Origin of the sequence: Mycetocola sp. JXN-3 (assembly GCF_014522285.1) — a bacterium.
GTDB lineage: Bacteria > Actinomycetota > Actinomycetes > Actinomycetales > Microbacteriaceae > Mycetocola > Mycetocola saprophilus.
The window spans coordinates 286,557-309,411 of record NZ_CP041635.1 but is presented as its reverse complement, the minus strand read 5'-3'; the positions used below and the strand labels follow the sequence as shown (position 1 = coordinate 309,411).

General features: G+C 69.2%; 12 protein-coding genes. 1 reads left to right on the top strand and 11 read right to left on the bottom strand.

What is annotated here, in order from left to right; all coding sequences use genetic code 11:
* Positions 1-482 precede the first annotated feature (482 nt).
* From C7C57_RS01500 to C7C57_RS01450, 11 genes are all read right to left on the bottom strand, one after another.
* Positions 483-2,990, bottom strand: coding sequence for an Ig-like domain-containing protein (locus tag C7C57_RS01500; RefSeq protein ID WP_187977335.1), 2,508 nt, complete (start codon positions 2,988-2,990; stop codon positions 483-485).
* A gap of 286 nt (positions 2,991-3,276) precedes the next feature.
* Positions 3,277-7,086: an efflux RND transporter permease subunit gene (locus tag C7C57_RS15780; protein ID WP_255505743.1), complete on the bottom strand. Its 3,810-nt coding sequence runs from the start codon at positions 7,084-7,086 to the stop codon at positions 3,277-3,279.
* Positions 7,087-7,251: 165 nt separating this feature from the next.
* The gene (locus C7C57_RS01490) at positions 7,252-8,676 is read right to left on the bottom strand and encodes a PLP-dependent aminotransferase family protein (RefSeq protein WP_187977334.1); all 1,425 of its coding nucleotides are present in this window, start codon (positions 8,674-8,676) and stop codon (positions 7,252-7,254) included.
* Between the two features lie 29 nt (positions 8,677-8,705).
* Positions 8,706-9,542 carry a lytic transglycosylase domain-containing protein gene (locus tag C7C57_RS01485; RefSeq protein WP_255505742.1) on the bottom strand — a complete coding sequence of 279 codons (837 nt, stop codon included), beginning with the start codon at positions 9,540-9,542 and terminating at the stop codon, positions 8,706-8,708.
* A 38-nt stretch (positions 9,543-9,580) separates the two neighbouring features.
* Positions 9,581-10,327, bottom strand: a complete 747-nt coding sequence (locus C7C57_RS01480; protein ID WP_187977333.1) for a heme oxygenase (biliverdin-producing) — start codon at positions 10,325-10,327, stop codon at positions 9,581-9,583.
* A gap of 113 nt (positions 10,328-10,440) precedes the next feature.
* Complete coding sequence (locus C7C57_RS01475; protein ID WP_187977332.1) at positions 10,441-12,696, bottom strand: Ig-like domain repeat protein; 2,256 nt, start codon at positions 12,694-12,696, stop codon at positions 10,441-10,443.
* Positions 12,697-12,705: 9 nt separating this feature from the next.
* Complete coding sequence (locus tag C7C57_RS01470; protein WP_187977331.1) at positions 12,706-14,817, bottom strand: HtaA domain-containing protein; 2,112 nt, start codon at positions 14,815-14,817, stop codon at positions 12,706-12,708.
* Positions 14,817-15,704 carry a hypothetical protein gene (locus tag C7C57_RS01465; protein WP_187977330.1) on the bottom strand — a complete coding sequence of 296 codons (888 nt, stop codon included), beginning with the start codon at positions 15,702-15,704 and terminating at the stop codon, positions 14,817-14,819. Before C7C57_RS01465 ends, C7C57_RS01470 begins: the two co-directional genes overlap by 1 nt.
* Positions 15,701-16,678, bottom strand: a complete 978-nt coding sequence (locus C7C57_RS01460; RefSeq protein ID WP_187977329.1) for a heme ABC transporter ATP-binding protein — start codon at positions 16,676-16,678, stop codon at positions 15,701-15,703. Before C7C57_RS01460 ends, C7C57_RS01465 begins: the two co-directional genes overlap by 4 nt.
* Positions 16,678-17,817 (bottom strand): iron ABC transporter permease, encoded by a 1,140-nt coding sequence (locus tag C7C57_RS01455; RefSeq protein WP_187977328.1) that lies wholly within the window; start codon positions 17,815-17,817, stop codon positions 16,678-16,680. The genes C7C57_RS01460 and C7C57_RS01455 overlap by 1 nt, the downstream gene beginning before the upstream one ends.
* The gene (locus C7C57_RS01450; protein ID WP_187977327.1) at positions 17,814-18,914 is read right to left on the bottom strand and encodes a hemin ABC transporter substrate-binding protein; all 1,101 of its coding nucleotides are present in this window, start codon (positions 18,912-18,914) and stop codon (positions 17,814-17,816) included. Before C7C57_RS01450 ends, C7C57_RS01455 begins: the two co-directional genes overlap by 4 nt.
* 151 nt (positions 18,915-19,065) lie before the next feature.
* On the opposite strand from C7C57_RS01450, the gene C7C57_RS01445 reads away from it, so the two are divergent.
* The gene (locus C7C57_RS01445; RefSeq protein ID WP_187977326.1) at positions 19,066-22,740 is read left to right on the top strand and encodes a S8 family serine peptidase; all 3,675 of its coding nucleotides are present in this window, start codon (positions 19,066-19,068) and stop codon (positions 22,738-22,740) included.
* The last annotated feature ends 115 nt before the right edge of the window (positions 22,741-22,855 follow it).

The window sequence follows — 22,855 nt, the reverse complement described above, 5'->3', positions numbered from 1 at the left end:
GCCGCGCTCAGCGTGGTGGCCGGGTTCCTCTGGTCGATCCACGCGATCCTGATCGGTGCCCTCGCCGGACACCTGACCCAGGGCAACCCGCTGATCGGGGCGGTGCTGGGCATCGGATTCGCGATCCTGCTGGGCATCATCATCGACACCGTGGGCCGGATCCGCCGGGCGATCATCAAGCGTTCCGCCGCCCGCCGCGGCACCACGGTGCCCGCCCGCCCGATCACCGCGAGCGCCATCCGCGACCGTGAGATTGACGCGCTGACCTACCGCGATCCGGCGGGCGAGCCCACCGAGCCGCCCACCGCCGAGGCAACCCAGACCGAAACCACCGCACGGCCCGCGCGGCCGGGACGACGCGACACCGGGGACTTCACCCCGCTGCGCGGGACGGTGTAGACCGGCCGCGCACCAATAACCGAAACGCAGAAACGGCGACCCCGCTCGGGGTCGCCGTTTCTGCGTGGGTGGCCGGTGCGGGACTAGCCGCGGGTGTCCCGACGCCGCAGGATTGATCCGGCCAGGAGCAGCAGTCCCAGCATCAGCGTGCCGCCGATCAGCGGCAGGGCGGGTCCCGTGCCGGCACCGGTGCGAGGCAGCGGGGCGGGCACGGTCGGGGCGGTTCCCGGGGTTGCCGGGGTGGCCGCACCGGCGTCCGGAGTCGCGCCCGGCTGCGCGGCGATCTCGGTGGGAGACGAGGACGGCGTTGCCGGGGGTGAGGTCGCGTCGGTCGGCGCGGGGGACGAAGTGTTGCCCTCGGTGGGCTCGGGGGACGACGTGTTACCGTCCGTCGGCTCGGGTGACGAGGTGTTGCCGTCCGTCGGCTCCGGCGAAGAGGTTCCCCCCTCGGTGGGTTCCGGCGACGAAGTGTTTCCCTCCGTCGGTTCCGGCGACGAAGTGTTTCCCTCCGTCGGCTCAGGTGACGAGGTGTTGCCCTCCGTCGGCTCGGGCGACGAAGTATTGCCCTCCGTCGGCTCGGGTGACGAGGTCGGGCCCTCGGACTCCCCCGGGGTCGGCGTCGGGTTCGGAATCACCTCGTCACACGGGCCCAGCTCGAAGTCGTGCACAAAGACCGCGCGGGTCCCGGAGGGATCGGCAACCCAGCCCGGGGTCAGCGTTCCGGTGAAACCGAAGCCGGGATTGGCGGTGGCGATCAGGGTGTGCCGCTGAATGCCGTCCGCCTCGGTGATCGGTCCGGTGGTAATCCGGGCCTCCATATCCTCAAATACCCAGTAATCCAGCCATCCGGCGCTGAAGGTTCCATCCTCCTGACACACCGGAGCGAACGGCCTCGGGGTCGGCAGGATCCCGGCGGAGATCAGGCAGCTGGGCGTTTCGAAGGGTACCGCGAGGGTTGCGGTCCCCGCCCCGGTATCCACAATCCAGCCCGCGGTGGCCTCACTCGGGAAGACAAAACCGGGCAGCAGGGTCGCGGTAACCGTCACCGTTCCGCCATTCATCGGCGAACCGGCCTGCTCAAACGTCATGCCGCGCAGCCCCTCGGTCGCCAGCTCGAAGCGCGGGACCGTGGGGATGCCCAGCGCCGAGCACTCCGCCTGGGTGATCGTGGGTGCGGGCAGCGCATCCGCCTCCGCGGTGCAGGACACCGCCCCCTGGAAGGTGTGGGTGAACGACGCCTCGGTCGGGCTCAGACGAACCCATCCCTCGGGGAGCTCCTCGGGGAAGGTGTATCCCTGTTGCAGGGTCGCGCGCACCGCGGCGGTTGCGCCGGGCACGATCCGCGCGGGCACCGTATAGCGGACCCCGTTGCCGTTGGTCAGCGGCTCAAACTGCGGACCGGTGGACTCCCCGGGGGCCGAGCAGGCGAACTCGGTCGCCACCGGGGTCTTCAGCGTGGCCTCGCCTCCGGCTCCACCTCCGAAGTTCTGGGTGTAGGTCTGGCTCGCCTCGAAGCGTCGCTCCCCGTTGGGGAAGGGCTGCACGGCGCTGGTGTACACGGCGGTGTTTTCGAAGGTCAGGTCCCCCTGCTCGCTGAGCGGCTGGGTCGAGGTGGCAAAGAACACCAGGATCGGCACGCGTCCGGCCGGCACGTTGGTGAAGGTGGCCGAGATGGTGCCGTCCGCGCAGGTCACCGGGGCGCGCGCATCCGCCTCGTTCTGGGCGTTCTGATCGCGGAGCTGGGTGGAAATCGGCAGGTCACAGTTGATGGTCCAGGGAGCACCGGTCCCGGCCTCGGGCGAGTGATCGGAGTCGCTCAGGGTGATCGAAGCAAACGGTCCGGGTCCACCCACCAGCAGGTACTGCACCCGCGGGACGCCCCCGAAATCCGAGCTCCAGGCCTGCTTGGAGGGGCCATCGATCCAGGTCGCATCGGGGTTGTGCACCTGTTTGACCGTGACCGAGTGGGTGGCCCGGATGGAGCCGTTGACCTTCGTCACGATGTCCGCATAGGTGCCCGCGGGGGTCATGATGTTGGCAAACTTCACGCCCCAGGACGCCGACCCCGAGATGTTGGACATCCCGTCCACCTCGTCGGTGAAGGTGAAGCGGGCGATCGGTCCGGTGGTGCCCGAGGCCGGGGTCACGCTCACGTCCAGCATCACCCGATTGGTTTCCCGGTTGGGGACCACATAGGTGCTGCGCAGCGACATCAGGCGCGGGTCGAGCTCCACGTCGAAGTAGTCGCCGGCCTGGGCGGTCGGGGCGCTGAAGCCCACCTGGAGCCGAAACTCCGAGTTCCCGTCGGTGACCGAGGAGTCCATCGTGAGGGACTTGACCGCGCCGGGCAACAGGACGGGTGCTGCCTGTGCGCTCTGCGGGGTACCCATAACGACACTCAGGGCACCGGCAACCAGCGCGGTCACGGCCACGGCGGCGAGGCGACGGATCCACCCTCCCCGGGAGGAATCGGACGGGCGGACGGCCGGCGCGCGGCCAGAAATAAACATCGAGGGAAACTCCCGGGCGTTGGTCGCACGGGTCAGGATCTGCCCACGCTGCTGACTGTTCTGGCGACCCCGTGTGGGCACGAACCATCCAACAGTCTGACCCACCCGCTGCCGGGTGTATGTACCCCGAACGCGGGTTTTTACGCACCCCGTTCGGGTGTCATGGGCGCACTCATCCGGCGGGGCAACACGGGGCCAGACGCACTCGAGGCACGGGTGCGGCGGCGCACACGTCCGGCAGGCAGACACGGGCACCGCACACGCTCGGCACGGGTGCGGCGGCGCACGCTCGTCTCGACTCACGGGCATCACACGCACTCGGGGCCCCGCACGGCGTGTGCGAGGCCCCGAGTGTGATGGGTGCGGGTTAGCCGTTCCGGCCGGTCCGGGCCGGGTCGGAACCGGACCGCGCCGCCTCGGAATCGGTCTGGGCCGCGTTCGAGATTCCCGAATCGGCCGCCGCCTTGGCCGCGGCCTTTTCCGCACGCTTCTCGGCACGACGGTCCTTGGCACCCTCGACGAGGTTGTAGAGGCTCGGCAGCACGATCAGGGTCAGCACGGTCGAGGAGAGCAGACCACCAATCACCACGATCGCCAGCGGCTGCGAGATGAACCCGCCGTGTCCGGTGATGCCCAGGGCCATCGGGATCAGCGCGAAGATCGTCGCCAGCGCGGTCATCAGGATCGGGCGCAGACGTCGGGCGGCACCGTGCTTGACCGCCTCGGGGACGCTGAGTCCCCGCTCGCGGTACTGGTTGACCAGGTCGATCATCACGATCGCGTTGGTCACCACGATACCCACCAGCATCAGCACACCGATCAGCGAGGGCACACCCAGCGGGACGCCGGTTGCCACCTGCAGGCCGATGGCACCGGTGGCCGCGAACGGCACCGAAACCAGCAGCAGCAGCGGCTGACGCAGCGAGCGGAAGGTGGCCACCATGACGATGTACACGATCAGGATCGCCGCGAGCATCGCCAGGCCCAGCTGACTAAACGCGGTGCTCTGATCCGAGGCCACACCGCCGATAGCGGCGGTCACCCCGTCGGGGAGTTTGGTGTCCTTGAGGAGCTTGGTCACCTGCGAGCTGAGCCCGCCGATGTCCTCGCCGGCGGGGGTGATGTTGACCGAGGCCGAGCGGTCGCCGCGAATCGTGGTGATCGTAGCCGGGCCATCCACCACCGAGACGTTGGCCAGGGCGTCCAGACGCTGAGGGCCGCCCAGCGTCGGGATGATCAGGCCCTGCACCTCGGCGAGGGTCTGCGGCGGGTTCTCGCTGGCGAGGTAGATCTTCACGGTGGTTTCATCCAGCGCGATCTGACCGATCTGGCCCGGACGCATTGCCTGGGCCACGATGCTACCCAGTGCCACCTCGGAGAGTCCAACCTTGGCGGCGGCGTCGCGGTCCACCTTCACCTGGATGAAGGGGCGAGCCTCGGAGATGGTGTCATCCACCTCGGCGGCACCGTCGAGCTTGGCCGCCTTATCGTGCAGGGTCTTGGTCGCCTCGGCCAGAGCCTTGGCGCTGGAGGCCTGCACGTCGATCTTGATCACGTTCGAGGCACCGAAGCCCGAGCTGGCAGCCAGCTTAAGCGTGCCGACCCCCTTGAGCTTGTCCAGTTCCTTGCGAACGGTGTCCTGCAGGGCGTCCTGGTCGGCGTTGGCATCGGTGGTGATCGAGTAGCTGATGTTGCCCGATCCACCGCCGGAGAAGGCGTCGGAGAGCGCGCTGCCGCTGGAACCAATCGACACCTGAACCGTATCGATGCCCTTGATCTCGCGCAGCTTCTTCTCCACCGTGGAGGCCGCGGTGTCCTGAGCCTGGAGGCTCGCGCCCTGTTCCAGGGTCTGCGAGATATTCAGGGTGTTCTGGCCCGAGGATCCCAGGAAGCTGAGCTTCATGAACTGCGCCAGGAACCCGGTTCCGCCCAGCACCAGGAGGGCGAGCAGCAGGGTCGTGACCGAGTGCTTGACCGTCCAGGAGATGATCGGCAGATAACCACGCTGCAGCCAGCTGGGGTTGTCCAGCTCGTCGGGCTCGATGCCCTCCCCGGAGGCTGCCCGGCGAGCCCGGCGGGTGCGCGGGGCACCGGGAACCACGGGAATCGACCCGGTTTCCGGCTCGGCATCCTGTTCGAGCGTCGCGGTGGTGGTGAGCGAGGGCTCCAGCACAACCCCGTCGGCCCCGGCATGGGCCGCGTGGGCGGCGTGCGGGACGTGCGGGGTGTGTGCGGTCTGGGCAGCGGCCTCGGTCGATGCCAGCGTGTTCGCGGTTTCGTCTCCCGCGGCCGCGAGGTTGGCGGCAACTGGCTCCGCGGAGGCGGTCTCGTTTTCCGGCACGTCGGTCGCCGCGGGCGCGGGTTCGGCTTCGGTTGCCGCGGGCACCGGCGTACCGGATTCGGCGGTCTCCTGAACGACGGCGATCTCCGTGGTGGCGGAATCCACCCCGGCGTCGGACGCGGGCGCGTGCTCGGACCCTGCGGGGTTGTCGACAGAGGCGGCCGGGGCGGCGGACTCAGCGGCAGACGCGGACGGAGCGGCAGCGGCAGACTCGGACGCGGATGCGGACGCCGTAGCGGCAGTCGCCTCCGCAGGGGCCGCCGGTGCCGCCTCGATCGCCAGCGGGGCCCGGACGGGCTCCGGCGCGGTCTTGACCTCCTTGGCCGGCTTGTCCTTCTTGACCCGGAGGAACCAGAACGCCAGCACCGGCACGATGGTCAACGCAACCAGCAGCGAGGCCGCCAGCGCGATCGTCACCGTAAGCGCGAACGGCCGGAACAGCTCGCCGGTCATATCGCCCACGAAGGCCAGCGGCAGGAACACCGCGACGGTGGTGATGGTCGAGGCGGTAATCGCCCCGGCCACCTCGCGCACGGCCACGCCGATCGCACCCAGGCGCGCGGCCGGGGTTTGATCGGGGCTGAGCTGGAGGTGACGCTTAATGTTTTCGATGACCACAATCGAGTCATCCACCACGCGACCAATCGCGATGGTGAGTGCACCCAGGGTCAGAATGTTCAGGGTGTAGCCGGTGGCCTGCAGCCCGATGAAGGTGATCAGCACCGAGGTGGGGATCGAGATCGCCGTCACCAGGGTCGCGCGCACGTCCATCAGGAACAGCAGGATCACCAGGACTGCAAACACCAGACCCAGCAGGCCCTCGGTCGCCAGCGACTCGATCGACTGCTCGATGTAGGGGGCCTGGTCGAAGACCACCGAGAGCTTGACGTCGGTGCCCAGCTTCTTTTCCACATCGGGAATCAGGTTTCGTACGGCCTGGGAAACCGCAACCGTGTTGGCGTCCGGGGTCTTGGTGATCGCGATGGTGACGGCGGGCTCACCATCCACCCGGGAGATCGAGGTCTGCGGGTCCTGGCCGAGCTCAACCTTGGCCACCGAACCGATCGTGTGCACGACCCCCTCGGGGCTCGGGGTTGCGCCTACCAGCGGGAGGGCGGCGATGTCGGCGACGCTTCCCAGCTGGGTTCCCGCCTGCACCGAATAGGTCTTATTTGCCTCGGTGATCTCACCAGCCGGCAGCAGCACACCGTTCTGCTTCAGGGTGTCCGAGATGGCGCTGGAGGATACCCCGGCGGCGGCCAGCTGGGCCAGATCCGGGGTGATCGTGATGCGCTGGGTCGGCGCACCCACGAGGGAGGCATCGCGCACACCCTCGACGTTAGTGAGGTCCGGCACGGCCTCGCGGCGCAGCGCGTCGGCGAGCTCGGTGATGGTGGACTTGCCGGTGGCCGCGATCTGGATGACCGGGAGATCGTCGATGCTCGCCGAGATCACCTGCGGATCGGTGTTATCCGGCAGGGTCGACTTGATCCGGTTGATCGCCTGGCCGATCTTCTGCTCGGCGGTGGCCAGATCGGTGCCGTATTTGAACGTTGCCGTCACCAGGGAGGAGTTGGTACTCGACGTGGTGGCCGTGGATTCGAGTCCCGGCACCCCCTGAATCGCCGTTTCGATCGGCGTGGAGAGGTCGTTATTGACCACCTCCGGGGCCGCTCCGGGGTACGCGGTAAACACCACAAGCTGCGGGAACTGCACGCTGGGGGCGAGTTCCTGCTTGAGGCTGGTCATCGCGAGGCCACCGAAGAGCGCAACCACCACGGTGATCAGCGCGATCAGCGCCCGGTTTTTCAGACTGAGGACGGCGAGCTTATGCACGTTACTCCCTGGGTGTCGGTGTGGGGCGCCCGATACCGGCCTGGTGTCGGTACGCCTCGCCGCCTATTCTCGCATGATCGCGGGCGTTTTCCGGGAACCGCGTCGTTCTCTGCAACACCACTTTTCCCACGGATATTGCCGGTCCGAAGGAAAACTTTCGGCTTTTTAATAGCGTCCGGGTGGCGGCAGCTCCGGATCCGGGGCCCGGCGAAGTTCCTCCCAGCTGTCCACCAGCGCGGCCAGCGCGGTCTCGGTGACCTCGCTGGGTCCGGTGATCGGGATGCGCAGGAAGCGTTCAAACGCCCCATCGGCCCCGAACCGCGGCCCCGCCGAGAGCAGCAGTCCGTGCCCGCGGGCGGTGAGGGTCAGCCTGGAACTGACCGGGGTACCCAGGTTGACCCAGAGGGCCAGCCCCCCGTGCACGTGCGGGATCTGCCACTCGGGCACCCGGGCGGCGAGGTAGGCCACGGTGACATCGCGGGTGGCCCGAAGCTGCCGCTGGCGCAGCTCAAGAATCTGCGGCATCGCCTTGAAAGCCTCGAGGACGGTGAGCTGTTCGAGGATCGAGGTGCCCAGGTCGCTGCGGGTGCGCGAGGCCACCAGGCGGGTGATCGTGGAGGCTTCGGCGCGGATCCAGCCGAGCCGGATGCCCGCCCAGAGGGTTTTGCCCACGGTGCCGACGGTGATGATCTCGGCCCCCGAGCGGTTGTCCACGGCGAAGGGACGCACCGGTCCGGGACGGTCGATGTCGAGGTCCGCGGTGGTCTCATCGATCAGCAGCACGGTGCCCTGCTTGGCCGCCACCCGGCACAGCCGTTCGCGCAGGTCGCGGGGCATGCTGGCCCCGGTGGGGTTGTGAAAATCGGGCATCAGGTAGGCCAGCGCGGGGCTGGTGCGCTCGACGGTGTCGATCAGCTCGTCGGCATCCCACCCGGTTTCCGCGGTCACCGGAACGGCCACCACGCGGGCACCGAGTGCGCGCATCGTGTCGTGGGCGTAGGGATAGCTGGGATGCTCGATCAGGGCGCGATCCCCGCGGGCCAGGAACAGCCGGGTCACCAGGCCGATCGCGTGCTGAGCGCCGAGGGTCACCATGATCTGATCGGGCCGGGTCGGCAGCCCCTGGGCACTGTAGCGGGCGGCGATGGCCGCGCGCAGCTCGGGCAGACCCACCGGATCGGAGTCGGCATCCAGGTAGCGCGGCAGGGCCTCGGCGGCGGCCAGCGCGGCCTCGGGGAGCTGCGGGGCCGCGGGCAGCGAGGCGCGGGCGAGATCAAGCAAGACCGGGCGTCCCCCGGGTTCGCGGGCCAGGGATGCGGGATTGATCCGCGCCACACTCCCCGATCCACGCACCGAGTGCAGCACCGCGCGCTCGCGCAGATCCCGGTAGGCCGAGCTGATCGTCGCCCGGCTGAGCCCGAGCCGCTCGGCCAGGTCGCGTTCGGCGGGCAGCCGGGTGCCCGAGGGGATGCGGCCGTCCAGGATCAGCAGCCGGATGCGGTCGGCCAGGTTCCGATAGGTGGTGCCGGACCCGCGCCAATCCCCCAGCAGGACCACGAGGGTGCGGGCGGCGAGCGCGGGTTCGTTCATGCCCCCATCTTAGGCAGCCGGGGCCGGGTTCAGTCCCGATCCGCGCGGGCATAGGCGTGCGCCCGCTCGGAGACCGCCATCGCATAGTCGTGGGTGTTGTTATAGGCGGCGACCGCGCGACGCCACCCATCGGGGTCGCGCAGGTTGGTGCCGGCCGCACACAGGTAGCGGCCCGCGGCGAGCGCCGCATCGTCGATCGAGTGGATGTTGCCGGTCCCATAGCGCCGCCAGGTGTCGGGGATGAACTGCATCGGCCCGACCGCGCGGTCCCACACGGGATCCCCGTCCAGGGTGCCGCCGTCGGTGTCCGGGATCGCCGCGAATCCGTTGCCATCGAGGGCGGGGCCGATGATCGCCGGACTCGCGACCCCCTCGGCGCTCAGGCTCGCCCCGTGAATACGCCCGTGATCGCTCTCCACCGCGCCGACCCCCGCGAGGGTGTTCCAGCCGAGGCTGCAGCGCGGAGACTCCTCGGCCATCCGCGCGGCCGCCGCGGTGTAGGCGGCGAGCGCGCGTTCGGGGATGCCCGTGCGCTCGGAAACCGCGACGATCCAGCGGGTGCCCGGCCCATCTGTGCCGGGCGAACCGGTGCCCGATGTCTCGGGAAGCATGCCCTCGGCGGTCACGATCAGCGGCGAGTCCGTGGGTGTCTGGTGCCCCGTCGAAGGGGCGGCGGGGACCGAGGCTCGCGCGAGGTCGGCTTCCTCGGCGCTCGCCGCCGGCCGGTCTCCCAGCGCAAGCGCGGCCACGATCAGGCACCCCACCCCCACGGCAGCGATCAGGCTTGCCACAACGGTGCGGACGCGAATACCACTCCGGCCGGTCGCGACGGCCACACCGACAGCCGGATCCGCTTCGGTTGGCATCCACTCCGGTGGATCGTTCTCGGCGGCGCGGGTCATGGTCAGGCCCGATAGGAGTCGAGCCGGGCGTCGAGGTCGCGGACCGCGTTGTTGTTGAGGGTGTAGCCCAGGCGCACCTCGTCCTCGATCAGCAGGATCTCCGCCTCGGTGAGGTCCAGGCCGTCCAGCAGCACACGGTAGCCGTCTTTAAAGGCGCGGGCATCGCGGATCTCGGGGAACAGGTAGAAGCGTCGACCGTCCTCGGTGTCCAGCCCATAGGAGCGGGCGAAGCGGCGGCCGATCATCTGCCCGCCGGAGAGATCCCCCAGATAGCGGGTGTAGTGGTGGGCGATCAGGTGCGGCAGCGAGTCGGGGCACACGGCGTTGATCCGCGCAACGTATTCGGCGATGAACGGGGTGTTCTCCAGGTGATCGCGCCACCCGGGTCCAAACCAGTGCTCCATATCCGCCCGCAGCGCCTCCATCCGACGCAGCTCGGGGAAATCGAAGGGGAATCCGGGGCCGTGCCGCCGCGCATGGGCATCGGTCGCGGCCTCAAGCGCCTCGTACATGAGGTAGTGCTGGGCGACCTGCGCGCCCACGCCGTGCGGGCTCAGCTCGCCATCAAGAAACGCGTCGTAGTAGCTGGGGGCGGGTTCGGCAACCGGTGCGGGCTGCTCGTGTCCACCAAAGGACACCGCGCGCAGCCGGGCGGACAGGGTGGGGGCCGGTGTGGCGTCCGAGCCGGGAAGGGCGGAATCGGTTGCGGCACCGGCATCTGACGAAGAGGTGAGGGTGGGATCGGTCATGATGCTCCTGAAAGATGAGGGAAAACGCTGCACGGATCGGGACCCGGAAAACCCGAGTCCCGATCCGTGGGGGAGGTGCGGCGCATCGACACAAACGATGCGCCGCACTCGTGTTACTTAGTGGCGTGACGGCGACGCAGGAACAGTCCCGCACCGGCGGCCAGCAGCAGGGCCGAGGCGATGCCCGCACCCCAGATGCCGTTCGCACCGGTGTTACTCAGTTCCTTGGCACCGGCCGCGGCACCCGGGGTAGCGCCCGGGGTGCTCGGGTTTCCGGCACCGGCGGTCGGGTTGGCCGAGTTCCCCGGGGTGGCCGGGGTGCTCGGGGCGGAGGTGGGGTTCGACGGGTTCGGGCTGGTGGTCGGCTCCGGGCTGGTAGTCGGCTCCGGGTCCACGGCGGCGGCCACCGCGAAGCTCACCGCGGTGCCGTGCACCACCGCGTCACCCTGGGTCGCGACCGAGCGGAACTGCGCGCCCTCGGCCACGTCATCGGCGGTCACGGTGATGGTTGCCGAGGCGTCCGCAGCGGCGGCGGCGGCAAACGCGGCGACCGTAGCGGCGGGCTTCACCGGGAAGGCGTGCCAGGTCTTCCCGGCATCGGTGCTGCGCTCCCAGCTCACGACGGGGGTCGGGAAGCCCTGGGCGGTCGCGGTCAGGGTAGCCGAGCCGTCCTTGGCAATCGAGTAGACGCCGGTCTGGGCATCGGCGGTGGCACCGGTGATCACCGGGGTCTTGTCCACGGTGACCGGCACCGCGGCACGCTCAAAGCTGACGCTCAGTGCGCGGGCGGCCTTGAACGGGTCGGCGCTGGATCCCGACTGGTAGAAGAAGGACGAGATTCCCGGGTTGAGCTTGGACACAAACTCGTTCGGGAACGAACCGGTGTAGGCACCGCTCCAGGTGCCGGCAACCGTCTGGCCCTCCCAGATCGGGGTGACCGAGAAGGAGGTGACACCATCGGTGTCGGTGGCCGGGGTCGCCCCGCGGAAGGTGGCGATGGTCAGCCGCTCGGCGGTGTAGTCGATCTGCTCGTCGATCTTGAAGTAGCCGGTGAACTCGGCATCGATGTAGCCCTCGCCGGCCGCGTTGACGTGCACGCGCGGGTTGGCGAAGTTCCACTGGTTGGCCTCACCGGAGGTGATCCGCGCGGTGCCGGTGTACTCGATCACCGTGTTGCCGGCGGGGTCGGTCTTGCCGGTGCCCTTGCTGAAGGTGAACTCACGGTTGGTGTTGTACTGGCGGTCCTCGGCGGTGGCCGGGGACTTGGTGGCCGGGACGCTCACGTTGCCGTCTACCGCGATCTTGTCGAACCAGTAGCCAAACGAGTTGTACACGTTGGCGATCGGCCAGTTCAGGACCGCACCATCCAGCGCGATGGATCCGGCGTCGGCGGCGGTGATGTCGCCGATCACGCGGGCGGTGTCGACCACCTTATAGGTTGTCGCGCGCTCGGTGGTCGAGGCTGAAAACGCCGCCGCGTCACTCGGGGTGAAGGTTGCGGTGATCGCCCGCGACCCCGCGGCCGCCCACTTCTTGGTGGTCAGGGTCGCGGTTCCGGCGGAAACCGGGGCGCTGCCGAGGCTCACGGTCCCGTCAAAGAACTCCACGGTTCCGGCGGCAGTTGCCGGGGTCACGGCGGCGGAAACCTGACCGTTGGCACCCAGGAAGTAGCTGGCCGAGGCGTTGGGGTTGGTGACCGGCGGGTTCACGATGGTGGTGGTCGGCGCGGCGGGCACCACCTTCTGAGCGGCGAAGCTCACCGGGGTGAAGGACTCCACCCCCTTGTTGATCTGGCCGTGGGCACCGATGGTGATGAAGCCGCACTGCACCTCATAGCAGTCGATGGTTTCCTTGCCCACCTGAGAGGTGAACACCGCGCCGGGGATCTGCTGGGTGCCCGACCAGGCACCGGTCGCATCCATCAGGCCCAGGGTTGCGCCGCTCGCATCGGTTCCGGGGAAGCCCACCAGACCCTGGAAGGTTCCCGCGCCCTCGGCGTAGTTGAGGGTCTTCCCGGTCGAGCCGCCGTTGCTCGGCGACCAGGAGGCGGGCTTGGTCGCATCCGCGGGCTTGATGTAGCCAAACAGGACGTAGGCCCCACCAAACGGCGCGGTTCCGGTGTTGAAGCCGGCCCCGCTCAGGGTCACGGTGGTGGGCTTATTGGGATCCAGGCCCTTCGCCGGGCTCACGGTGACCGTGTTGCCACTCTCGCCGGTTCCGGTGGCGGTGCCGGTGGGGTTGACATCGGGGTTGCTGGGGATCGCGGCAAAGGCCGGGGTCGCCAGGCTCATGCTGAGCAGGGTCGCGGCGGCCACCGAGGCGGTCGCGGTGAGCACACGACGGGGTGTGCGAGTTCTTTCTCGGGTCATCATCGTTCCTTAGTTGTGGGAGGTTGCTGTTTCGGGGGTGGTGCGTCGGAATCGGCGTGCCAGCACGATGCTGAACAGGGCGCCGGAGAGAATCAGGGCGGAGAGGAGCCAGAGCGGACGCTGGTTCTGGTCGAATCCGGTGCCGGCGAGGCCCTGGCCGTCAACGGCCTGGCCCTGCCCGCTCACGGTGTCGGGACGGGCACCCGCGACCACCGCATTGTCGGCCTCACCGGTGAAGTACACGGGGGTGAACACCTCGACCCCGGCATTGCGCACGCCGTGAGCCCCGATCGTGATCACGCCGCACTGCACGCGGTAGCAGTCGATGGTCTTGCCAAACGCGGTGAACTGGGAGGCGGGGATGGTGAAGGTGCCCGACCAGTTTCCGGCCGCATCCATCCGGCCCTGACGCGCCGAATCGGTGCTGCCCGCGTTGGTGTTCCCGGGGTAGAGCACGAGCCCCTGGAACTCCTCCTCCTGGTGGTAGACGTACTCGAAGCCCGTGCGTCCGCCGCCGGCGGGGCCCCACTGGGTGCCCTTGGCCGGGTCGATCCAGCCGAAGAGAACGTAGGCACCACCGAAGTCCTTGCTGGTGTCGTATCCCTTTCCGGTGAGGGTGACCTGCTGCTGCTTATCGCCGAGGCTCCAGGCCGGGGAGACGGTCAGGCTGGCACCGGTCGGATTCGTGCCGGTGCTGGTTCCATAGGGGGCCGCCTTGCCCACCGGCGGGGTCACCAGATCGGGTGTGGCGGGGGTGCTGGGCTGCGGGCTCGGGGTGGTCGGCGGGGTCGAGGGGGTCGTGATCGGCGGAACCACCACGGTGCCGCGCTCGGGCCAGCCGGTCTCATCCTGCCCCTGGAAGTACAGCGGGGTGTAGGCCTCGTTGGCGGCGTTGATCACGCCGTGCGCACCGAAGGAGAGCACGCCACACTGAGCCTCGACGCAGTCCATGGTGGCGTTCGGGTCGAAGAAGGAGGCGAGGGTTTTACCGGGCAGCACGGTGCTGAAGGTCCAGTTGCCCTGGGCATCCATGACCGCGTCGGCCACCGCACCGTTGGCGGTGTTGTGGGCGGCCACGAAGCGCGGGGCACCGTAGTTGAAGTCGCGGCCCACGCCGCTCACGCCGCCCTTGCTACGCCGCCAGGACTCGGTGTCGGTGGGGGTGGCGAGCTGACCGAAGCCCACGTAGATGCCACCGGTTCCCTCACCGGGGGCGGCGGTGCCCGGATCAAATCCGGTGCCCTGCACGGTGATCGGGGTGTCCCCCGCGGCGTTCAGGGCATATCCCGGGGTGACCGTGATGCGGGCGGCCGATCCGGCGAGCGCCTTGCCCTGACTCGCCCCGTAGGGTCCGGTTTCCGGGGTGGTGGGCGGGGTCGAGGGGGTGGTGGGCGGGGTGCTGGGGTCGGGGGTCGGCGGCGTGGACGGGTTCGTGGCGGGCTCGCCCACCTGAACCCGCACGCTCAGCGGATCCACAAAATCGTTGGGGGCCGCATAGGGCGACTCGGCGCCGAAGACCGGCAGGTTGGCCACGGCCTCGGTGGTGAACTTTCCGGGCAGCGCCCGGAGCTCCAGCACGCCGTTGGCGTCGGGCTTCGGGGGCTGAGCCAGCGGGAAGCGGGCGATCGCGAAGCCGGGCTGCGCGGTCTTGTTCTGGTAGGTCTCGCGCATGTTCACGCGCACCGTCGCGGTCTGATTTTCGATCACCAGGCGCACCTGATCAAAGTGGAACCAGGCCTCGCCGAAGCCCTTCATGTTGAAGGCACCGCCGAATTCGATATCGGCGGTTCCGACGGCAGCATCCACGGTGCCACGGGTCACGGGGAAGACCGCGGCCTCATCACCGGGCGCGTAGGTCGCCGGCGGACGGGCCTCGACCGAGCCGTTGGTGTGGCCGAAGTTTTCCAGATAGTTGCGGATCGAGGTGCGCACACCCCAGCTCAGGTTGCCCGAGGTCACCCGGTCGCTGGCGGCCGCGGGGGCCGCGGATGGGTTTTCGGGGGCGGGCAGCGCCTGCGCGGTGCCGGTGGCAAACGCGCCGGCGAGCAGGACCGTGCCCAGGGTCAGGGCGATCCCACGCGAGCCGAAGCTCGCTCGGGGGCGCCGGGTAGGACGTAACATTAGCGTTCCTCCAGGTTGGGTTCTTCGGGTGCTGTGCCGTGAGCCGTGCGGACGGCTCGGCGACGGAACCAGACGGTGAAACCGGCCCCGGCGAGGGCGAGCACGGAGGCCGCGAGCACCCCGATCACCAGGACGGATGCGCCATCGGCTCCGGAGTTCTGGGCCGCCGACTCGGGTCGGGGCGAGGCCGACGGGCTGGCGGCGGGGGCGGCAGCCGCGCTGGGCTCGGCCGAGGGTTCCTCGGCGGCGGGTACGGGGGCCTCGCTGGCACCCTCGATCGTCGAGACCGCGGGTACCTCGACCGGCGCGTCTGAGTACGAGACGGTGCCCTCGGCGAAGTTCACCGGGGTAAAGGTCTCGTTATTGGCGTTCCACTGGCCGTGCGCGCCGATCGTGATGATCCCGCACTGCACGGTTCCGCAGTCCACCTGGCGCACCACGTCGTTGCGGTCCTTGGCGGCGAACTTCAGCCCCGGGACGGTGATCGTGGCATTCCAGTTTCCGGCGGCATCCATCTGGCCGTTGGCCTGGCTCGCCGAGGATCCGCCGGGGAAGGACACCAGCAGCTGCGCTCCCCCGGTCCCCGCGTAGTTATAGGTCACGCCGGTGCTGCCGCCCTGGCTGGGGGCCCACGCGTTGAATCCGGGAGTGGAGACCGCGCCGAAGAACACGTAGATACCCCCGGGGGCATTGGGCAGCGACTGGAATCCGCGCCCACTCAGGCTCAGCTGGGTGGGCGATTCCAGGGCCGGCCGACCGGTCACGCTCACCGAGGAGGCGGCGTGCGCGGGATCGGCGGATACCAGCCCGGCCAGCGCGATGAGCGCGCCGAGCAGCAGCACCGCGGTGCGGCGCAGGACGCGAGGGAACGGGGACACTGTGGTCACGGGGACACTTCCTGATTCGAGTGGGGAACGGACGGAGAAAGAGGGCCGGGATCGGCGGGCGACCCGGAGTTGCGGGGCGGACCCGCATCGGTGGGAGACCCGGAGTCGTGGCGCAAACTCTCAGCGCCGGGAGACTCGGCACCGTGCCGCGGGCCCTCGTCGGCAAAGCGCACGGGCAGCACGATCAGCTCTCCATCGGGTTCGCGGCTCACCCGGATCGGGTGCTCATACACCTCGCTCAGCAGTTCGGCTGTGAGCACCTCCTCCGGGGTCCCGAAAGCTCGGGAGCGCCCGTCCTGCAGCAGCAGGATGCGGTCGGTGTAGGCGGCGGCCGCGGCCAGATCGTGCAGCACGATCACCACCGCGTTCCCGCGTCGGGCGTACCAGCGCGCGAGCGCAAGCACCTGCTCCTGATAGTTGATGTCCAGGGCGGCGCTGGGCTCATCCAGCAGCAGGATTCCGGCCCGCTGCGCCATCGCCCGGGCCAGGGCCACGCGGGCGCGCTCGCCACCGGAGAGCGAGGTGAACACACGCTCGATAAAGCGCATCGTGTCGGTGCGCACCAGCTCCTCGGCCACGATCCGGTTGTTGATATCGGGATCCAGCATGCCGCGCCAGGGTGCGCGCCCCATCTTGACCACGTCGAGGACCGGAAAGGGGAAGCTCAGCGGGTTGGACTGCCGCAGCACCGCGCGGCGCAGGGCCAGCGCCCGCCCACCCCAGGCCCCCACCTCGCGTCCGGAAACCGTGATCGCACCGCGATAGGTCAGGTCACCCGAGAGCGCCCCGAGCAGGGTGGATTTACCCACCCCGTTGGGCCCGAGAATGCCCACCACCTCGCCCGCACGCACGTCGATATCCACCCCGTGCAGGATGTCGTCCCCGCCGCGGCGCACGCTCACGTCCGTCCCGGAGAGCACCACGCTGCCGTATTCGGCGGGCTCGGGCAGCCGCAGCTGTCGACCAAACATCATCACACCCACCCCCCGGTGCGACTGCGCGCGCTGCGCAGCAGGTAGAAGAAGAACGGCCCACCCACGAGGGCGGTGAGCATGCCCAGCGGCAGCTCGGCATAGGGGATCGCGGTGCGCGCAAAGGTATCCGCAACCACCAGCAGGAGCGCGCCGCCGAGCGCGCTGGCCGGGACCAAGACCCGGTTTCCGGGGCCCATGATCATCCGGATCACGTGCGGCACCACGAGCCCCACAAAACCGACGATCCCGGCGAAGGCCACCGCGACGGCGGTGAGGATCGAGACCACGGCGATCGTGCCGATGCGCAGGCGTTCGATGTTGACCCCCAGGTGCCGGGCCGCATCGTCGCCGAGGGCCAGCAGGTCCAGTTGCGGGGCCAGCATGAACGCACACAGCAGCCCCAGCACCGAGAGCGGCACGATGACCGCGACCTGCGGCCAGAGCGCCCCGGAGAGGGTACCCATCTGCCAAAACACGATCTGCTCGCGCTGATTGGTGGTCGCGGCGAAGGTCAAAAATGCCAGCACGGCCCCGGCAAACGCGTTAACGGCGATACCGGTCAGGATCAGCGTGATGACCTCCGAGCGTCCGCCCGAGCGCGAAATCGAGTAGACCAGCAGCGCGGTCAACATCCCGGTGACAAAGGCACCCGCGGGAATCGCCCAGGCGTTGCCCGCCCCGAATCCCAGCACGATCACGGTGCTGGCACCGAGGGCCGCCCCCGCGGACACCCCGACCACCCCGGGATCGGCGAGCGGATTGCCAAACACCCCCTGCATCAGCGCGCCGGCGGCGCTGAGCGCGGCCCCCACCAGCACGGCCAGCGCGACCCGGGGGAAGCGTACCTCCCAGAGCGCCGCGTCGCCGTTGGGGTGTGCGGGAGCAACCCCGCAGCCGAGACCCATGCGGGCGCAGATTGAGCCGATGACCTCCACCAGCGGTACCTGGAGCTGCCCCAGCGCCGCGGCCACCAGGACCGCGATCAGCAGGCCCGCACCCAGTGAGACAAACAGCGCCACTACCCGTCCGGCGCGCGGACGCGGCAGCTCGGCCGGGACCTGCGCGCCGGGCAGTAGGGTGCTCAGCACGAGCCCGGCGGCGGGATCGGTGAAGACGACCGGCTTGTCCTGGATACTCATGCGTGATCCCCGGTGCGATAGATCGCATGGGCCAGCGCCAGCAAAACGTCCGGGGTGCGCGGACCCCAGGTGAACATCTCATAGTCACTCATATCGACCACGCGTTCGCGTGCCCCGGCGGGTGTCTGGGCCACGCCGGGCACCTTCATCAGTCCCTCGATCCCACCCACGGATTCCAGGCCGAGGGTCAGCATCAGGATCAGATCGGGTTCGAGTTTCATCAGCCCCTCGGCGGTGAGGGATCCGCTGGTCCAGTTGGCCTCGCGCGCCACATCGATCCCGCCCAGGGCCTCGATCAGGACCCCGGCAATGCCCATCGAGCCATCGGGATTATTGCCGTACATGTAGTACACGCCGGCCTTGCCACGCATGTACAAAAAGACCATCCGTACCCGATCGGCGGCGGCCTGCGGAGCCATCGCCTTGACCTCGGCCAGAGTGTCGGCGAGGCGGCGTTCAAAATCTGCGGTGTAGGTGGTGCCCAGCTCGGGCACACCCAGTGTTGTGGCCACGGCCTGGATCACCGAACCGATATCGTCCATGTTTTCGGCGGCCTTGAAGAAGACCACCGGGATGCCCGCATTGCGGATCTGCATCTGCACGTCATAGGGACCCACGCTGTAATCGGTGAGGATCAGGGTGGGGTTGAGGTCGAGGATCGACTCGGCATTGAGCGTGTGCTTGTCCATCACCAGCGGCAGGTGCTTGGCCGAATCGAACCCGGTGGTGATGTCTCGTCCCACCACGTTTTTGCCAAAGCCGAGCCCAAAGACAACCGAGGCCAGGCTGCCGGTGCCGTCGATGGCGATAATCCGGCTGACATCGGTGATCCGCACCTCGACATCGTCCAAACCGGTCACCGTGACCGGCAGCTGCGGTTTCGGATCGGTGGTGATCGGGGTGATGTCACTCGAGGCGAGCAGCGCGGTGTCGGGACCCTCGAAGAGGCGCGGACTCTGCGCGGATGCGGCGGAGGTGTGGGCGACATCGGGGGTGTCGCCCACAATTAGCGAGCACGCCGAAAGAGCAAGAATTAGACCGCTAGCCAGCGCAATTCTGAGGATTCGGCCCGCTCCGGGTAGGGAGTTGAGGGGCATGGAAGTTAGGTTAGCGTGACCTTATTCAATTAAACAAGATTTAGTTAAGGCTTACCTAATTAATTCTTCAATCATGCGCTATGGTTATCGCGTTGCCTTCGGTTTCCCGACACCCGACCGAGCGCCCTTCCCGCCAATCCCTGAGAGAGTCATGCCCCTGCACCGATCGAATCCCCCGGCCGCATCGACGCGCGCCGAAACCGCCGTGTCCCGCCGGAGCGCCGCGGTGAAACGGGCCCGGTCGCGTCCGGCCGCACTCGGCCTGACCGCGCTCGCCCTGGTGGCCGCGGGGACGCTGGCCGCACCGTTTGCGTTCGCGCAGGGGATGGGGCCCGGGTCCGCTCAGGCCGGTGGCCAGAACGGGCGAATCACGGACCTCACGGCGACCACGAAACTCACGGGCTCCCCGGAGTACTCGGCCCCCACCGATGGCTCGGACCAGCCCGCTGCGATCGCGCCCGAGCTCCTGGCCGGTGCCGCCTCGTCGAAGACGGGTGCCACCGGCGGCACCGCCGACACCATCGAAATCCTGATCACCCTGGCCGAGGCCGAACTCCCCGAGGCTGCGCTCGGCGACCCGGCCCGCACCCGCGCCGCGCTCGAACGCACCGCCACCGCCGATCAGGCGCGCGCCGAGAAGGCCCTCGCGGCACTCTCGGGCGAGGGGGTGCGGGTCCTCAACCGGTTCTGGATCAACAATTCGATCCTGGTCCAGGCCCCCAATACCCCGGAGATCCTCGCCCGGCTTGCCGCACTGCCCGGCGCCACCAGCGTGGTCCCCAATTTTGACGTTTCCCCCTCCGAGTCGTTTACCGCGACCGAGGCCGAGGCACCGGGGATTCCCGCGGTCGCGTCCGCCGGATCCTCGACCGAGACCTCGGGGATCGCGGAGGAATCCGCCCCGGTCACCTACGGCATCAGCCAGATCGAGGCGGACCGGGTCTGGAAGGACTTCGGGATGACCGGTGCCGGCGTACGCGTCGCGGTCCTCGACACCGGCGTGGATGCCACCCACCCGGACATCGCCGGCAAGCTCGCCGGCGGCAACCTCAACGACCCCACCTTCCCCGGCGGATGGATCGCCTACGATCGCTCCGGCAAGCCCATCCGCACGGTCCCCTCGGACCCCGGATCCCACGGCACCCACGTCTCGGGAACCGTCGTGGGCGGGTCCGCCTCACGCACCCAGATCGGCGTGGCCCCGGGCGCAACCCTGATGGTAGGCAACGTGCTGAGCGGGGCCGGCGGTGGCTCATTTGCCAAGATCCTGGCCGGCATGCAGTGGGCGATGGCCCCCTATGACGGCGACGGGAAACCCGCGGGCCGTGCCGCCGACGTGGTGAACATGTCGCTGGGATCAAACGGATACGATGCCGCGTTTATCGCCCCGGTGCAGGCGCTGCGCAAGGCCGGGATCTTCCCGGCCATCGCGATCGGGAATGCCCCCTGCGGGGCGACCGGAACCTCCTCCCCCGGGAACATCTTCGAGACCTTCGCGGTGGGGATGACCGGACCCGACAACGTCGTGGACCCCGGATCCTGCGGGGCCGTGACCGACTGGCCCGCCGAGATCACCGCCGCCCAGGGCTGGCCCCAGGCGTTTGTGAAGCCCAACGCCTCGGCACCGGGAACCCGCGTGTTTTCGGCGATGCCCGGCGGTAAGTGGGGCGATTCCACCGGCACCTCGATGGCGACCCCGCACGTGGCCGGGGCCGTGGCCCTGCTGCGCTCGGCCCAGGCCGGGCTGAGCGTGGACCAGATTGCCACCGCGCTGGAAAACACCTCCTACTTTGACGACCGCTACGGCAGCGCGCGGCCGAATCCCCGGTTCGGTGCCGGACGGATCAACGTGTTTGCCGCCCTCAACGCGCTGCGCCAGACCTCCGGGGTAAACGGGGTGGTCACCTCCGAGAAGGGGGTCCCGATCGAGGGTGCCACGGTCTCCCACGGGGAGCGCGGCGAAACCTGGACCACCGACGCCCGGGGCCGGTTCACCGCGCGCCTGGTGCCGGGCACCTATACCCTGACCGCGACCAAGCTGGGCCACACCACGGCGAGTAAAACGGTGACCGTGACCGCGCAGTCCATGCAGAATCTGACCCTCGCGCTGCCCACCATCACCGTGGGCGAGCTGCGCGGGACGGTGCTCTCCCATGTGGATGGCACACCGATCGTCGGGGCCAGCGTCGGAGTACGCGGCATCCCGCAGCACACGCGGACCGATGCCCGCGGTACCTTCGCCTTCGCCGGGCTGCCGCCGGGTGAGTATCAGGTGCAGGTTCAGGCCGAGGGTTTTGCCGGGGCACTCTCCCCTGCCGCGGCCGTAAGCGCGGCCTCACGCACCACCATCGACTTTCGGCTGGCACCGCTCCCGCGCGTCCTGGTCCTCGGCGATAGCGGTGGACAGACCACGGCGATGCTTTCGGCCGGTGACCTCATGGCCACCCGCGCCACCGCGCTCCCCGCCGATTTCGATGCCACCCGCTATGACGTGGTGGTGTGGGATGCCCCCGAGGCCGTGGATGCCGCAAGACTCACCGAGTTCATCGCCCAGACCGACGCGGCCGGGACCGGCGTGCTCTGGCTGGATAACGGCTCCGGCCCGCAGGCGGGCATCAACCAGCTGAGCACCCTGCGCGGCAATCCGGCGGTGCGCGAGCGCGCCGACGACGAGGCGCTGGCGAGCACCGGCTATCGACTGCTGGCCGATCACCCGATCTTCACCACCAACTTTGCCGCGGGCGAGGCACCGGGCGTGGGCTCGGTAGTGGTGCATGATTCCACCTCGACCTATAAGGATCACGCCTGGTTCGAAGGCTTCACCGGCACCCGGGTGAGCATCCTGGCCGAGACCGTGACCACGGTCGGGACCGGGAAGGATGCGGTCACGACCGCACGCGGCACGGGGATCGCCGTGGATGAACGCGCCCACAACCGGCACGTGCTGATGGCGCTCAACGGCACCTCCGCGGGCCTGGACAGCCGCAACTGGTCGGGCAGCGACACCCGGATCTTCCGCAATGCGGTGTCCTGGGCCGCCCCGGCGGGCGCGCAGGCACCCGCGCCGGTGATCACCGGGCCGGTGCGGATCGAGGAGCCCGGCGGACCGGGGACCTCCGAGGGACCGGGCACACCGGGCACCCCCGTAACCCCCGGAACTCCGGGGACTCCGGGCCAGCCGGGCACTCCGGGTCAGCCGGGTGGCCCCGGGACCTCCGGAGGCTCCGGGTCCGAAATCGCTCCGGCCGCCCTCGCCCCGCGCGCGGTCGCCGCGCCCCCGCAGAAGAGCGCGCCCAAGCCCGAGCGTGCGCCGGAGGCTCCGACCGCAGCACTGGATGAGTCCAACCGTGGCGGGCTCGAAGCCACCCTGACCGACGGGGTCCTGGCGATCACCGTGCCCGGAGCCAAGCCGGGTGACTGGTTCTTCCTCTACGTGTACCCCTCGGCGACCGCCGTGGACTGGGTTCGCGTGGGTGATGCGGGCACGCTCGGGCTCAATCTCAGCCGACTCCCCGGCGGTGAGTACCGGTTTGCGGTGCTGAACACCGCGGGTGAGCTGGTGGGTTGGGTTCCGGTATCGATTCCCAAGGCGTTGGCCGCGGCCCCCGATGCCGCCCCAGCCCCCGCCCAGACCGAGGATCCCGATGTGGTGACCCTGGGCGAAAACCTGACCCCGATCACCCCGGGTTTTAGCCTGAGCCCGCTTGAACAACTCCTTTTGCTCGGCGCCGGTGGACTCCTCCTCGCCACCGCCGCCCTGCTCATTTTCGGTCCACGTCGACGCGCAATTGCTCCCGCGGACGTGCCGAACGTTCCCGCCGCCTAGACAGGCCGGGAACCGCGGTGTCGCGGGGGCGTGGGGCCCCCGCGACACCCCTCTTTAACCCCTCGTGGCCCCGAGTGATGCTCGTGACGATGGTGAGAGTCCCAGACGGGCCGGG

What these genes read in the sequence shown, in the direction of transcription:
- C7C57_RS01490 (WP_187977334.1), bottom strand. Translation starts at nt 8,676, where the DNA reads ATGAACGAACCCGCGCTCGCCGCCCGCACCCTCGTGGTCCTGCTGGGG.
- C7C57_RS01485 (WP_255505742.1), bottom strand. Translation starts at nt 9,542, where the DNA reads ATGCCAACCGAAGCGGATCCGGCTGTCGGTGTGGCCGTCGCGACCGGC.
- C7C57_RS01480 (WP_187977333.1), bottom strand. Translation starts at nt 10,327, where the DNA reads ATGACCGATCCCACCCTCACCTCTTCGTCAGATGCCGGTGCCGCAACC.
- C7C57_RS01475 (WP_187977332.1), bottom strand. Translation starts at nt 12,696, where the DNA reads ATGACCCGAGAAAGAACTCGCACACCCCGTCGTGTGCTCACCGCGACC.
- C7C57_RS01470 (WP_187977331.1), bottom strand. Translation starts at nt 14,817, where the DNA reads ATGTTACGTCCTACCCGGCGCCCCCGAGCGAGCTTCGGCTCGCGTGGG.
- C7C57_RS01460 (WP_187977329.1), bottom strand. Translation starts at nt 16,678, where the DNA reads ATGATGTTTGGTCGACAGCTGCGGCTGCCCGAGCCCGCCGAATACGGC.
- C7C57_RS01455 (WP_187977328.1), bottom strand. Translation starts at nt 17,817, where the DNA reads ATGAGTATCCAGGACAAGCCGGTCGTCTTCACCGATCCCGCCGCCGGG.
- C7C57_RS01450 (WP_187977327.1), bottom strand. Translation starts at nt 18,914, where the DNA reads ATGCCCCTCAACTCCCTACCCGGAGCGGGCCGAATCCTCAGAATTGCG.
- C7C57_RS01445 (WP_187977326.1), top strand. Translation starts at nt 19,066, where the DNA reads ATGCCCCTGCACCGATCGAATCCCCCGGCCGCATCGACGCGCGCCGAA.